This window comes from Clostridium sp. MCC344 (assembly GCF_018785365.1).
Classification (GTDB): Bacteria; Bacillota; Clostridia; order Lachnospirales; family Lachnospiraceae; genus Pilosibacter.
Genome location: NZ_WQPQ01000041.1, coordinates 1 through 12,192, shown reverse-complemented (window position 1 = coordinate 12,192; position 12,192 = coordinate 1). Strand labels below are relative to the sequence as shown.

The following is a 12,192-nucleotide window of genomic DNA, read 5'->3' as shown; positions in this document are numbered from 1 at the left end:
TATTAGGATATATCCTGTATTTATATGCTTTTAACACCCACTGTCGCCACCTTCCTACCCTTGATTTTCTATATATTTTCGGGGCATCTCTTCTGATACATTTCCTACACTGCAGACAAAATATCCGTCCGTCCAAAAAGTATGTTCTTTCCAGAAATGTTTTCGTAGATAATCCGGATATCTTTTCCAAATATGATATGTTGTATAACTCTTCATCAGATTTACTATTTTACTGATAGACATTGTTGGTTCTGTTTCTATCATGTAATGAATATGATCTTTATCTGTCTCCATATATCTGATAATGACCTTATGCTTTTGACATATCTCATAAGAAAACTGCTTTATATCATCTGATATTTGTTTTGACATCAGCAATTTCTTTCTATACTTGCATACGAATATGATACTGTAACAAATATTTGTGTCTGTTTTTTGATTTCCACGTTTCCATAATGCAAGTATAGCACAAACCTCCGCTTCCGGCTACCTTAACCCACCGTCTAAAGCCAGTGGGATTGCGGTAGCCCTCTTTCAAGTCGGACGTCCGTGGGACTTGGCGCGTGATTCTTGTCATCGAAGCATTTCTCTCAATCGGAGACCTAACTCCCTCTGAGACAAATTTGCTGTTACATAAGAAAAACAGGACATTGGGGGTAGTTCCATTGTCCTGCTTTCTTTTATTTGTCTGCTTTTATCATTGTTTATAATTCATCAGCACCAAGAATCAAGCTACATTTATTATAGTGTGTCTCCCAGTCTGATATTGGGGGCCGCTTTAGATATTCATTGCAGTTATATAGAATCTGATATCCATATACATATCCATTTGATCTCCTGGTTCCCTGATCACAATCTGTCCCGCTTTCAGTTTGACCGTTTGTCCATCAAGGAACGTAATTTCTGTATGCCATTCATCAATCGGCACCTTTGGATTAGCCTTCCCGGTCGCGATATAATCTGTCTGAATCTCTGAATAGTATGCTCTCAGGTTTGTCCAATCGGCAGCCACACGCGCCTTGTGAAGCTGCACGCTGAAAATTGGAATTCAGGATTGTCTTCCGCTCGTCAGATCGGTGCCGGCGTCTGTGCCAAAATTGAAATAATCGCAACTGCTGCCAAAATACCTGCGATGACTGCCACCGCAATGATGATTTTTCTTTTCATAAATGTTCTTTTCCTCACTTTCCAACCCTTATACTTGCTCTTTGTAATCGTAGCGAAACGTATCTATCATCCTTTTATGCCCGCCAGTGCTAGAAACTTTTTATCCGACTGAATGCCCTGAGTCAAAAACTCTCCATCTCGGAACAGAGCATAGGTGGTGACCGGCGCAGGTACATTCTGAGCGGCTTCTTTGTCGGTGATGTGGATCGCTTGAAATGGGATCCCGTGTTCCTTTGCCGCCTCCTGTACCTTCGGCACCCAATAATAGGTGAAAGGGCACTGGTCGGTGTAATAGAGGACAAAGCCCGTTTCGCTGACTTTCGGGTGTCTGGCACAATCTTTGAATCTCGGCTGATCCGCATTCTCTGCAAGGGGCAGGTACATGAGGTTGATCCCACAGTCAGATATATCCGCGACTTTGAAGCCTTTATACTTCAGAAATTTCGGATCAGCTAAAAATTCCCGTTTCCGTCCCTCAGCGCACAGAATGCAAATACCTTTCTTTCCCTGTTCTTTCGCGTCCCGGATACACTCGGAAAACAGTTCTGCCGAATAGCCGTGTCCCTTCAGGGAGCCGGAAACCCACAGGCAGTTGATATAAAGCCAGCCTCCTGCTTCAATGGGCACCCATGCGTTTTCCGCTGGAATATATTCGATAAAGCACTTTCCACGCTCCTCACTGCGATAAAAGACAAGTCCCTCATCAAATCGCTGCTTCAGCCACTCCTTTTTTGCAAGAGCCTGCTTGCCGGACATGGCGCAGCAGATATGCTCCCTGTCGATGTTTTCTTTTGTTATATGGATATATTTCATCGATCATCACCTGACTTTCTCCATAATTATTGCATGATATCGGGATCAAAAGCCCCCGATTTTGATGCCTGCATAATTATATGTCTCCTCTCTGGAACAGCTGCCCGGAAAGCTTTAACTTTTCTTTTTTCGGGAAGGTCGCTTCAAACTGTTCAAAGGCTTCCGGATTCTTCTCACAGGCAAAATATCCCTCCGGATCCTTATAAGTACCGGTAATGCTGTCCAGAAATCCGGGAATCAGTTCCTTGATAAGAAAGTAATCGGCCTCCGGGTCATCAGCGTAGCGCACGCCCTTGGTCTTTGCTGGGACAAAGCCGGACTTGCCGTAAAAATCAATATTGCCGGTAATGGCAAGCGCCCCTGCGCCCATTTCTCCTGCTTTTTCCATGGAATAGTCAAGCAATTTCTTTCCGTAGCCCTGCCGTTTGTATTTTGGTGCAATGCCGATGGGGCCGAAGGTCATAAGCGGCACCTTTCTTCCATCATCGCATTCAATTTCTGACCGCACATAGATGATCTGTCCGATCAGCTCTCCATCCAGCTCCATCACGAAGTCCAGCTCCGGCACAAACGCCGGATCATCCCGATAACAATGCAGTACATAGTGTTCCATACAGCCGGATCGATAAACATTCCAGAATGACTCGCGAGTCAGGTTTTCGACAGCTCTGTAATCGTCTTTGTTTTCTAAGCGAATCGTAATATTCTTTTCTGACATTTTTCCTCTCCTTTTATTATACGCTTTCTTCCTCCATCTTCTTGCCCTTCGTACAAGAAGCATCCCTCGGTTTAAAGAATTTGGTCCATTTTGCTTTACTTCCACGGTTTTCCTGTGACATATCCTTTCTCCAGCCAATAGGCATCATCAATCGCAGACATTTTCTGTTTCTTATGTAAAAACTGATAGCATATAAACAGGCATCTCACCTTGAATGATGGCGTTAGATGTTCGGCCCTGCGCCGGACATTCCGTGCAGTCCGCACCACCTTCCTTTCTGCCGATCTACGGAACGATGCAGGCAGATCTGTCCAGTCATGATCCCACACTTTCTGCGAAAGAATATGCGTTCTGGCGATCCCCCAGTAGTCGGTGCTGTCTTTAATTTCCCGGACGGTGGATCTCATGCCTCCACCTCCGGCTGTATTGATCACGACGGCCTGCTTCTTTATGAACGACAGATCCGGCCGGTGGATCAGCCAACGATACGCGAAATGATCCAGCAGTATTTTCATCTGTCCCGGAGCATGGAACACATACGTTGGGGTGCAGAAGATGATCAGCTCAGACCGTTCCATGGCAGCAAGGATCGGGGCAAGTGCAGAAGCTCCGCCGCATTTTTGCTCCTGTCCTTTGATACAGGCATAGCATCCCACGCAAATGTGGGGCATGTCCCGTGGCAGCTGAAACTCAAAAAGCTCATCGTCCGCCAAAAGCTCCCTGATGAGCAGCCGGGCAATGTTATAGGTACATGACTGCGCCTTCCGGCCAGTGGAATATATAACGGTAATATTCATGTTGTTTTTCCGTTCTTTCTGTAACCAGACTCCACCTTGGAAATAAAATGGTCGATATGGGCGGCCAGCAAGGAAGATACCGATTCTTTTTCCTCTGCCCCGTCGTAAACGCTGTAAAGAAGATACATCGGACCATAGAATTCCAGAGCTAACTGCATGGCATCCTCATCAGAATCGGTCATCTTTCGGAAGATCGCCGCCATGTACTCCAAAGGCCCGCCGGCAAGATAGTCGTGATGGAGCTGTGCGAGCTTTGGATCACGGTATTGCTCCAGTGTCAGCATTTTGCGGAAATTGGAGGAAAACGGTTCCTTTGTCCAATGGTCAAACTGCGCCATGCTGTATGTGCGGATTTTTTGAACCGGCGTGTGAAGATAAGCTTCCGCAAAGCCGTCCGGTTCCGTTTCCGGCATTTCATATTCCGCGGCACGCTCATAGTCCATCCTGTTCATCCGTTCCACGATCTTATCCAGAATTTCCTGTTTGCTGGAATAGTGCTTATACAGGGCCGCTTTCGTAAATCCCAGCTGCCCCGCGATATCATTCATAGATGTCCCTAAGTAACCGTTCTGTGCAAAAAGCTCCAGAGCAATCCTTAAAATCCGTTCCTTCGTTCCTTCAATCATAATGTTCTCCTTAAGCAAAGTAACCACTTGGTAACTTTATTATAGTTACCGAGTGGTTACTTGTCAAGAGCCAATATAAAATTGTACTTCTATCGATTGCGGTTGGGCAAAGGCAGACTGGAAGTTGTCACCATGTTCATCACTTATTTATACACGTTTGTAAATAATGGGATCATCGTATCCAAAAGTCCGCTTTCCGTTAACTTCTATAATTTCAGATACTTCCAAACAACTATCAGAAAACTTTTCCCAAAGCTTAAATGTCATTACTGGTGAAAACTGACTTGTGCTGCCTCCCTCCCAGATGCCATCATTTTCATGATAAAGTGCCGGAGTAAACTTTTTAGATTTTTTCAGTTCACTATAATCAACATTTTTCATAGAATCATATGAGAATGTATTTTTGTCTTCTCCTTCCGGAATCTCATAGGAGGAAAGTAAAATTCCATCTTCATTTTCTATAATAAGGAAAAGGTGCGGTGATGCATGACGGTTACCATTGGTCTCATAGTAACTTTCTTCAACAACAAATTTTCCATTGAAATCTTGAGGAATATTATTTATTTTGTCATTGCAGACTGTATTTACATGCTTAGCATAAGGATATATTTTTCCTGTTGCCTGCATCATATTAAACTGCTCTTTGTTATCAAAATGTCCCGTCATCATACCAATAAAATTATCAAGTTTCATCATTTTATTTTACCTCCATAAATTCTAATTTATCTGCGTGTTCCGTCATCATTAAAATTTTTTTTCAAAGCTTGCTCTGTCGGATAAATTGATACAATCAAAATAATACATTGAATTGTTACAAGGATTCCCCCTGCAACCCCAATCGTATTTTCATCACTATGGTATAACGGAATATGTACCAAAGCAGATGGTATAATCATTAACCATCCTATTTTCCACCAAAGTTTTCCACAATAGTCGTGGGCAAATTTCCATGTATCCATATTTTTCCTCGAACGAGTTGTTCTGTAGCCTAACATACCGTTTATATGCTTTGGACAATGTTTCCACATCATTCTTCCTACAATAACCATAACAATGGGAATTATCATATCACATATTAACATAAACCACCAAAAGCACATAAAATTCACCACCATAACTCCCGATTATACTCTTTCTCCTGCCCATCTTCTTAATCCTTCATTTCCTACATATTCACATAGCTTGAAGTATCTTCGGTTACACTCGTGATCTTTACACGATCCGCTTCCACATGACAACTGTAACAGACGATCTGAACACCTGCCTTCGCAGCCTCCACAAGCGCCTTCTTAAACTCCGGCTGTGCCGCCTCATTCGGCAGCACCCGATGAATTCCATTCATCTGAATCACAAAGGCGATTGCTGTGTGGCAGCCTTCCTTTGCCGCCTTTGTCAGCTCATGTAAATGTTTTACCCCTCGCTCCGTTGGTGCGTCCGGAAACAATCCGATGCCCGGATGCAGATCATCCGCCAGCGTGCAGCCCTTCACTTCCGTCAGGAATTTTTCACCGTTTTTTTCCATGTAAAAATCAATTCTGGAGTCTCCGTAAGTATATTCTGCCTTCACAAGATCATAATTCAGGCTCATGAACTGCTGCTTCATCAGAGCATTCGGCGCCAGACTGTCAATATTCACCCATTTTAACTTTGGCTTGTATACAGAGATCAGATCGTATGCCGTTTTTCGGTTCATATTCAATGACTTCTGCAGCGTCACCTTCGCTTTCGGCACCAAAAGCTCCTGCAAACGACCCGTATTTTTCACATGAACCAGCTCCGTCTCCCCATCGATCAAAACCTCCGCTGTGAAACGATTGATCCTGCGGACAAAGCTTCCTGGGACGGCATTCTCATAAATAATTATCGGTTTCTGTTTCATCATATATCATCCTCATGCCTGCAAAAGCACCCATCCTCATGCGACCAGATCACGCCGACGGCCTGCAGATAGGCATAAACCACCGTGGTTCCCACAAATTTCATACCATGCTTCTTTAAGTCTTTGGAAATTGCATCCGATAATTCCGAACTTGTTTTTCCGGTTTCCCGGATCACTCTGCCCTCCGTCCAATGCCAGAGATACTCTGAAAAGCTGCCATATTCCTTCTGAATTTCACGGAATGCCTGTGCATTGGTAACGGCAGCCTGTATTTTCAGGCGGTTGCGTATGATGCCGGGATCCTTCCGTAGGGCTTCCAGCTTTTCCTCCTTGTAGACACAAACCTTTTCAACATCAAAGCCGTCAAAAGCTTCGCGAAACGCTTCGCGCTTATTCAGGACACATTCCCAGGACAGTCCTGCCTGAAAGCACTCCAGGATCAGCATTTCAAATAGCTTCCAATCATCATGCACCGGGACGCCCCATTCCTCATCATGATAACGGATGTACCGTTCATTTTTCGGATTTGCCCAGCAGCAACGTATTTTTCCATCTGCCCAATTCATTTGTATCTCACCTACCTATTTATCCTGTCACGATTTCCCTTACACTCTCAACAAACTTCTTCACCATCGGATTCTCTGAGTTCTTCTTGTAATAAAGATATGTCTTCCTTAAATTATATGGCGGGTCCGATCTCCGGAATAGCAGATTGTCGTATCCCGAGCTGGATTCCAGTGCATATGATGGGAGCCATGTAAACCCAAATCCGGCATTGGCCATCACCAGTTTTGAATTACAGGAATTCACATAGACAGCATCTTTAAAGGTAAAGAATCCCTTAAATTCAATCTTTAACTCCGATTCAGGAACAGACTTCATCGTAATCATGTTCTGCGTTTTTAATTTATCCAGCGGCACCGGATCATATGCTGCCAGAGGACTATCCTTATGTAGCACCAGAACATACGGGCTTTCATCTATGATCATGGAGCCCATATTCCTGAGTTCCGACGTTAAAAACTTGTGAGAAAACGAATCATTACACAGTATAACGTCAAATAATCCGTCCTGAAAATCTTGGATCAGTGTGAGGGTATGTTCCTCCATACAGGTAATTTTAACTTTCCCTTTATTTTTCTCCATAAAGGAGTTCATAAATTTACTAAGCAGGGCATGTTCATAAATCCCGATTCCAATTTTTAACTCAGACTGTGAGTCCTTCTGAACATTCTGTATTTCTTCCACCGTCTGATGGTACATTTTTATTATCTCTTTTGCCTGACTGTAAAATCTTGTTCCCGCATTTGTAAGAAAAACCTGTTTCGTATCCCGATACAGCAGCTTAACTCCTAATTCTTTTTCCAGAACACTGATCTTATGACTCATAGTTGTTTGCGTGATGTGTTCCCGCTCTGCCGCTCTTGTAAAATTAAGACACTCTGCCAGACTGATAAAGCACTGGATATTCTCAATATTCATTCTCAATCTTCCCTCATATAATCCAAATTTGCTTCCTGATATCTCAATATAGACCTTCCACATTCATTGTCTTCCAAAAACATCTTTCACTTTCATATCATTGTTGAAATTATACCTTTATTACGCTTCATTATCAATATTTTTAATAAACTAACCAATTTTTTTCGTTTCAAATCTTTTCGTAAGATTGTTATAATAAAGACAATCAATCTGGTCGCGCGAACGGAACAATGCAAACACAAATACAAACCTTTTACAGGAGGGACTTTTATGGAATTCACAGAAGAAATCAGACAACGTTTTATGAAAGTATCGCCGGCAAACATCGGACATCAGATTACTGGCGGATTCATGAAAATGGAAATCAAACCGGTTGCTGATGAGATGAAAGTATGCGGACCGGCTTATACAATTCAGGGATTTGAGCGTGACAGCACTTCTCTATACTACGCAATGCAGAAAGCACCAAAAGGATCTGTTCTCGTGATCGACCGAGGAACAGAGACCACATATGCCTGGGTCGGCGAATTCGTTGCAATCATGGCTCAGCAGTGTGGCATGGCAGGTATCATTATCGATGGACCGGCAACCGACAAGCTTGCTCTTAAAAAAGGAAGCTTTCCGGTATTTTGCACCGGTTTCTCCCCGATTACCAGCATGGTGACTGGTACCAGTAAGGGTGCAGTACAGATTCCGATCTCCTGCGGCGGCACAGTAGTAAAACCTGGCGATATCATTCTCGGCGACGCAGACGGCGTAATTGTTGTTCCGGAAGACTTCCTGCCATATCTTGAAACAGCAGAAAAGAAAGAGGCAGTAGAGATTGCCCGCAGGGAATTTCTCGCAAACGGCGGCATCTACAACAAGCGCCCTGACTTCGATGTTGTAAAACTCTTTGAGTATGATATGGATAAAAATATCCAGAATATCAAGAACAATGAGTGTAAATACGATTAATCGCTTTACTTTTACCGAGGAGGAATCAATATGTCAGCACAGGCCATTATGACACTGGTATTGTTCTTAGCAGTGATCGTTCTTTTAATCTGGCAGCCGGTCAGCCCAATCGTCATTGGTGCAGGCATTCCAGTTATTCTGGCTGTCTTTAACGTTGTAGAACCTTCGAAAGCGTTCTCACAGTTTTCCAACACAACTGTCATCTTCTTCATGAGTCTCCTTGTTGTTGGCGGCGCAATCTTTAAGACAGGTCTCGCCGATTTCATTGGAGAGAAAGTCATCAATCTTTTAGGTACAAATGAAAAAGGCGTAATTGCCGGGACTGCCCTTATCGTTACTGCTCTTTCTGCATTCTTAAACGATACCGGTACTACTGGCTGCCTTATCCCGATCGCCAGTGCGGTTGGTAAAAAATCCAAAGTGTCGTTATCAAAAATCTACATTGTACTTGCCTTTTTCGCAAGCCTCGGCGGTATGATCACTCTGATCGGCGGCGGCGGACATCTTGTAGTCCAGGGATTCCTCGAGGAATCCGCTTATGAAGGATTCACATTCTTTGAATTCGTCCGTATCGGTCTTCCGATCGCATTGATCTCCTTCATCTGGTTAATGTTCTTCGACATCAAGGATCTCGCTGTCCGTGAAGTTGATGAGAGCAATATTCCAGACACTGCAGAGCGTAAACCTGCTAAAATGGTATTCGTTGCATTGATCTTCTTATTCATCGTTTACTGCATGGCAACAAAGCTTTTGGCAATGCATGTAGCTGCCGCACTCGGTGCTTTCCTTGTAGTTATTACCGGATGCATCAGTGCTAAGGATGCTGTAAAGTCCTTCAGTGTCAACACCTTCTTTCTGGTAGCCGGAATCTTCACATTAAGCAGCGCAATGTCCTCCACAGGTGCAGCCCAGTACCTTGTAGACTCCATGTCCGGATATATGTCTAACATGCACCCGATCGTAGTTGTTGCTTTAGTAACCTTGATCTCAGTTGTAGGAACAAACTTCATGATGGGAACTTCCCTCTGTGCGATCTTAACACCTATGTCGATCATGATCGGTGAAGCCTGCGGAATCAGCCCGCATGCACTTGCAATGTGCGTAGCGATCGGAACATCTGCTGCTTTCTGCACACCATTTGGTACCGGTCCAAACCTTCTTGTATATGAAATTGGCGGATTAAAATTTAAAGATTATACAAAAGCCGGCCTTCCTTATGCAATCTTTACATTCGTGATCTGCACAGCTGCAGTTTACTTCTTCTACCTTGTATAATCCATAAACCTTGAAATCCGCCTGTTATGCCGACAGGCGGATTTTTTAACAGCATCCATTGTCAAGCGGATATTCGCAATCCGCTTCGCTACTTGCTCATAACCGAATAACTGCTCCGCAGTTTATCAGAAGGAGCTTGCACTCCTCCTGATACAAGCAATTCCCCACCCACTGCTTATTGCTTTTCGCAATTGAAGCAGGGGACTTGCTTGATTCGGTTAAATTTTATCATTTGGAGGTAAATCCATGACACTTCTTGAAAAAATCGAACAGAATAAAGAAGATCTTTTAAACATTCGTCACCAGATTCACCGTCACCCTGAAACAGCCTTTGAGGAAATTGAGACAACAAAACTCATCAAAAAAGTTCTCGATGATGCCGGTATAGAAAACCATCCGAACGGAGATTCCACAGGAGTCATCGGCCTTATCCACGGTGCAAAAGAGGGGCCTGTCCTTGCGATCCGTGCAGATATTGATGCACTTCCGATCAAGGAAAACACGGGACTTCCCTTTTCTTCTGAAGTTTCCGGCAAATGCCACGCCTGCGGCCACGATCTCCACACAACCGTCCTCATCGGTGCAGCAAGATTATTAAAAGAATACCAGAATGACCTCTGTGGAACCATCAAACTCATCTTCCAACCAGCTGAAGAAGTCATGACAGGAGCCGCAAAGACCATCGCAAATGGTGCTCTTGAAAACCCGAAACCCGATTTCATCCTCGCCTGCCACACATGGCCGGATATGCCGGCAGGTTCCATCGGGGTGAGAAAAGGCACCATGTTAGGCGCATCTGATTCCTTCAAGGTAAAGGTGATCGGTAAAGGCGGTCATGCTGCACATCCGCAGAAAGGGATTGATCCGGTCGTGATCGCTGCGCATATTATCACACAGCTCCAGACCATCGTTTCCAGACGTGTAGCAGCAATCGATCCGGTTGTTGTCACTGTCGGACATCTCGAGGCTGGAACCGCAGCAAATATTATCCCAAATGAGGCATACTTTGAAGGAACGGTTCGCACCCAGAGCAATGAGACCAGAAATCATGTTGCTGAAATTCTGAAACAGCTCGCTATTGGAACTGCCCGGGCGATGGGTGGAGACGCAGAAGTCTCCTACACTTTCGGCGTTGGACCGACGATCAGTGAAGACCACCTTGTGGACGAGATCAGCGAGGCTGTGACAGAGCTTCTCGGAAACGACAAGCTTCTTCAGGTTCCGTCCCCGTCCATGGGATCCGAAGATTTCGCAAGATATCTGGAGCACATCCCGGGTGCTATCTTCCGCCTTGGTACCCACAACGATACCCCAGAATCAAAATTGGCCCTTCACAACGCTTCCCTCTTATTTGATGAGAAGGCAATTCCTGCCGGTGTTGCCACAATGATTGGCGCCGCATTTAAGATCACCGGCTCCGACATGAGCGTTTTACTGAAATAGCTTTCTCTCACAGGCGGGTCGCCTGCGACATCATTCCATTCCGCCGCAGTGCGATCCCCCGGAGGGGCTTTTTGCTCTATAGGAATCATAGCTTTCGCACTTTAACGTAACATTATCTTTCCTATTAGAGCAAAAAAGACCACTGAACAGGATTATCCCCTTCAGTGGTCTTCTGATTTATCTCAGCCCTTCATTCGATCATCTGTAAAACTTAAAATCCATTTTCATCCAGTTTTAACACTGTCTGATACAGAACATCCGCTCCCATATCTATATGTTCCGGTTTTGTATATTCGTCGCCCTGATGACTGATGCCCTTGACACTCGGAACAAAGATCATACCGATCAGGACTCCTTCGTGGGCCATCGAATTTGCGTCATGGCCTGCACCGCTTCATGCCTTTTACCGTTGCCTTATAGTCGATGATGCTGACGATTCTGCTGACGACTCCCACATCTATTCCCGTATGATCGAGTTTATCGCCCTGTTCGATATGATATTCCAGATAGCACTCATACTTGCTGATATCTCGCTTTGCTGCCTTTTTGCTATTACTCACTACCTAAAGAGGTGAGAGTCTTCTCGACTGAGATAAAAAACGCGGAAACCCTTGTAAAGCAAGACTTCCGCACTATTTAAAAAAGCACAAGACGTCGCAGGCGAACGTCCGGAGCGAAGACAAGACTTCAAACCGTTCGAGCCCGGCAGGGCTCGAACATGCGAAAAAAGAGGAGGTATCCATCGGACATCTCCTCTTTTTCACATCTTATTGAGAGCACGAGACGTCGCAGAACGTCCGGGGGACGTTCGCCTGCGACGACCGGAGCGGAGCGTAGACATTCGAACCCGCGACCCTCGCCTTGGCAAGGCGATACTCCACCACTGAGCCACTCGTGCACACATACCTTCAAAACCACATATTGAAATCATCTTCACCGTTTCATCAACCAACCAGACCTTCCTGGATAAGCCCTCGACCGATTAGTAACAGTCAGCTCCATGCATTACTGCACTTCCACCTCTGCCCTATCTAC

The 12,192-nt window shown here is 44.7% G+C and carries 14 protein-coding genes, 1 tRNA gene and 1 pseudogene; 3 read left to right on the top strand and 13 right to left on the bottom strand.

The genetic code is table 11. The features are described 5' to 3' along the window. Positions 1 to 54 precede the first annotated feature (54 nt). The 10 genes and pseudogenes from tnpA to GPK90_RS11710 all read right to left on the bottom strand — a co-directional run bounded on the left by tnpA (position 55) and on the right by GPK90_RS11710 (position 7,482). Positions 55 to 454: pseudogene (tnpA, locus tag GPK90_RS19785) on the bottom strand (IS200/IS605 family transposase). 779 nt (positions 455 to 1,233) lie between these two features. Beyond that, on the bottom strand, positions 1,234 to 1,980 hold the full coding sequence (locus GPK90_RS11750; RefSeq protein WP_215703075.1) for a GNAT family N-acetyltransferase: 747 nt from the start codon (positions 1,978 to 1,980) through the stop codon (positions 1,234 to 1,236). A gap of 76 nt (positions 1,981 to 2,056) precedes the next feature. After that, the gene (locus GPK90_RS11745) at positions 2,057 to 2,698 is read right to left on the bottom strand and encodes a GNAT family N-acetyltransferase (RefSeq protein ID WP_215703074.1); all 642 of its coding nucleotides are present in this window, start codon (positions 2,696 to 2,698) and stop codon (positions 2,057 to 2,059) included. A gap of 95 nt (positions 2,699 to 2,793) precedes the next feature. Beyond that, positions 2,794 to 3,495 (bottom strand): flavodoxin family protein, encoded by a 702-nt coding sequence (locus GPK90_RS11740; RefSeq protein WP_215703073.1) that lies wholly within the window; start codon positions 3,493 to 3,495, stop codon positions 2,794 to 2,796. Beyond that, positions 3,492 to 4,121: a TetR/AcrR family transcriptional regulator gene (locus GPK90_RS11735; RefSeq protein ID WP_118736137.1), complete on the bottom strand. Its 630-nt coding sequence runs from the start codon at positions 4,119 to 4,121 to the stop codon at positions 3,492 to 3,494. Before GPK90_RS11735 ends, GPK90_RS11740 begins: the two co-directional genes overlap by 4 nt. 147 nt (positions 4,122 to 4,268) lie before the next feature. After that, on the bottom strand, positions 4,269 to 4,817 hold the full coding sequence (locus GPK90_RS11730; protein WP_118514629.1) for a hypothetical protein: 549 nt from the start codon (positions 4,815 to 4,817) through the stop codon (positions 4,269 to 4,271). Positions 4,818 to 4,843: 26 nt separating this feature from the next. Next, positions 4,844 to 5,116: an SdpI family protein gene (locus tag GPK90_RS19080; protein ID WP_275950591.1), complete on the bottom strand. Its 273-nt coding sequence runs from the start codon at positions 5,114 to 5,116 to the stop codon at positions 4,844 to 4,846. A 170-nt stretch (positions 5,117 to 5,286) separates the two neighbouring features. After that, on the bottom strand, positions 5,287 to 6,003 hold the full coding sequence (sfsA, locus tag GPK90_RS11720) for a DNA/RNA nuclease SfsA (protein ID WP_118533601.1): 717 nt from the start codon (positions 6,001 to 6,003) through the stop codon (positions 5,287 to 5,289). Beyond that, positions 6,000 to 6,566: a DNA-3-methyladenine glycosylase I gene (locus tag GPK90_RS11715; protein WP_118533603.1), complete on the bottom strand. Its 567-nt coding sequence runs from the start codon at positions 6,564 to 6,566 to the stop codon at positions 6,000 to 6,002. The genes sfsA and GPK90_RS11715 overlap by 4 nt, the downstream gene beginning before the upstream one ends. Positions 6,567 to 6,585: 19 nt before the next feature. Beyond that, positions 6,586 to 7,482 carry a LysR family transcriptional regulator gene (locus tag GPK90_RS11710; RefSeq protein WP_215703072.1) on the bottom strand — a complete coding sequence of 299 codons (897 nt, stop codon included), beginning with the start codon at positions 7,480 to 7,482 and terminating at the stop codon, positions 6,586 to 6,588. Between the two features lie 270 nt (positions 7,483 to 7,752). Here GPK90_RS11710 and GPK90_RS11705 point away from each other — a divergent pair, with 270 nt between their 5' ends. The 3 genes from GPK90_RS11705 (at position 7,753) to GPK90_RS11695 (ending at position 11,157) form a co-directional block, all read left to right on the top strand. Continuing rightward, entirely contained in the window at positions 7,753 to 8,439 is a 687-nt protein-coding gene (locus GPK90_RS11705) for an RraA family protein (protein WP_118533607.1), read from the top strand. A gap of 30 nt (positions 8,440 to 8,469) precedes the next feature. After that, positions 8,470 to 9,714 carry an SLC13 family permease gene (locus GPK90_RS11700; RefSeq protein WP_215703071.1) on the top strand — a complete coding sequence of 415 codons (1,245 nt, stop codon included), beginning with the start codon at positions 8,470 to 8,472 and terminating at the stop codon, positions 9,712 to 9,714. Between the two features lie 246 nt (positions 9,715 to 9,960). Further along, positions 9,961 to 11,157 (top strand): M20 metallopeptidase family protein, encoded by a 1,197-nt coding sequence (locus GPK90_RS11695; protein ID WP_215703070.1) that lies wholly within the window; start codon positions 9,961 to 9,963, stop codon positions 11,155 to 11,157. A 211-nt stretch (positions 11,158 to 11,368) separates the two neighbouring features. Here GPK90_RS11695 and GPK90_RS19075 read toward each other — a convergent pair whose 3' ends face one another. The 3 genes from GPK90_RS19075 to GPK90_RS11685 all read right to left on the bottom strand — a co-directional run bounded on the left by GPK90_RS19075 (position 11,369) and on the right by GPK90_RS11685 (position 12,052). Then, positions 11,369 to 11,524 (bottom strand): hypothetical protein, encoded by a 156-nt coding sequence (locus GPK90_RS19075; RefSeq protein ID WP_252197443.1) that lies wholly within the window; start codon positions 11,522 to 11,524, stop codon positions 11,369 to 11,371. Positions 11,525 to 11,534: 10 nt separating this feature from the next. After that, a complete protein-coding gene (locus tag GPK90_RS19070; protein WP_252197442.1) occupies positions 11,535 to 11,717 on the bottom strand; it encodes a hypothetical protein in 183 nt (60 codons plus the stop codon). Positions 11,718 to 11,974: 257 nt separating this feature from the next. After that, a tRNA-Gly gene (locus tag GPK90_RS11685) sits at positions 11,975 to 12,052 on the bottom strand. Positions 12,053 to 12,192 lie beyond the last annotated feature (140 nt).

What these genes read in the sequence shown, in the direction of transcription:
- GPK90_RS11735 (WP_118736137.1), bottom strand. Translation starts at nt 4,121, where the DNA reads ATGATTGAAGGAACGAAGGAACGGATTTTAAGGATTGCTCTGGAGCTT.
- sfsA (WP_118533601.1), bottom strand. Translation starts at nt 6,003, where the DNA reads ATGATGAAACAGAAACCGATAATTATTTATGAGAATGCCGTCCCAGGA.
- GPK90_RS11695 (WP_215703070.1), top strand. Translation starts at nt 9,961, where the DNA reads ATGACACTTCTTGAAAAAATCGAACAGAATAAAGAAGATCTTTTAAAC.
- GPK90_RS11700 (WP_215703071.1), top strand. Translation starts at nt 8,470, where the DNA reads ATGTCAGCACAGGCCATTATGACACTGGTATTGTTCTTAGCAGTGATC.
- GPK90_RS11715 (WP_118533603.1), bottom strand. Translation starts at nt 6,566, where the DNA reads ATGAATTGGGCAGATGGAAAAATACGTTGCTGCTGGGCAAATCCGAAA.
- GPK90_RS11750 (WP_215703075.1), bottom strand. Translation starts at nt 1,980, where the DNA reads ATGAAATATATCCATATAACAAAAGAAAACATCGACAGGGAGCATATC.
- GPK90_RS19075 (WP_252197443.1), bottom strand. Translation starts at nt 11,524, where the DNA reads ATGGCCCACGAAGGAGTCCTGATCGGTATGATCTTTGTTCCGAGTGTC.
- GPK90_RS11740 (WP_215703073.1), bottom strand. Translation starts at nt 3,495, where the DNA reads ATGAATATTACCGTTATATATTCCACTGGCCGGAAGGCGCAGTCATGT.
- GPK90_RS11705 (WP_118533607.1), top strand. Translation starts at nt 7,753, where the DNA reads ATGGAATTCACAGAAGAAATCAGACAACGTTTTATGAAAGTATCGCCG.
- GPK90_RS11745 (WP_215703074.1), bottom strand. Translation starts at nt 2,698, where the DNA reads ATGTCAGAAAAGAATATTACGATTCGCTTAGAAAACAAAGACGATTAC.
- GPK90_RS19080 (WP_275950591.1), bottom strand. Translation starts at nt 5,116, where the DNA reads ATGTTAGGCTACAGAACAACTCGTTCGAGGAAAAATATGGATACATGG.
- GPK90_RS11730 (WP_118514629.1), bottom strand. Translation starts at nt 4,817, where the DNA reads ATGATGAAACTTGATAATTTTATTGGTATGATGACGGGACATTTTGAT.
- GPK90_RS11710 (WP_215703072.1), bottom strand. Translation starts at nt 7,482, where the DNA reads ATGAATATTGAGAATATCCAGTGCTTTATCAGTCTGGCAGAGTGTCTT.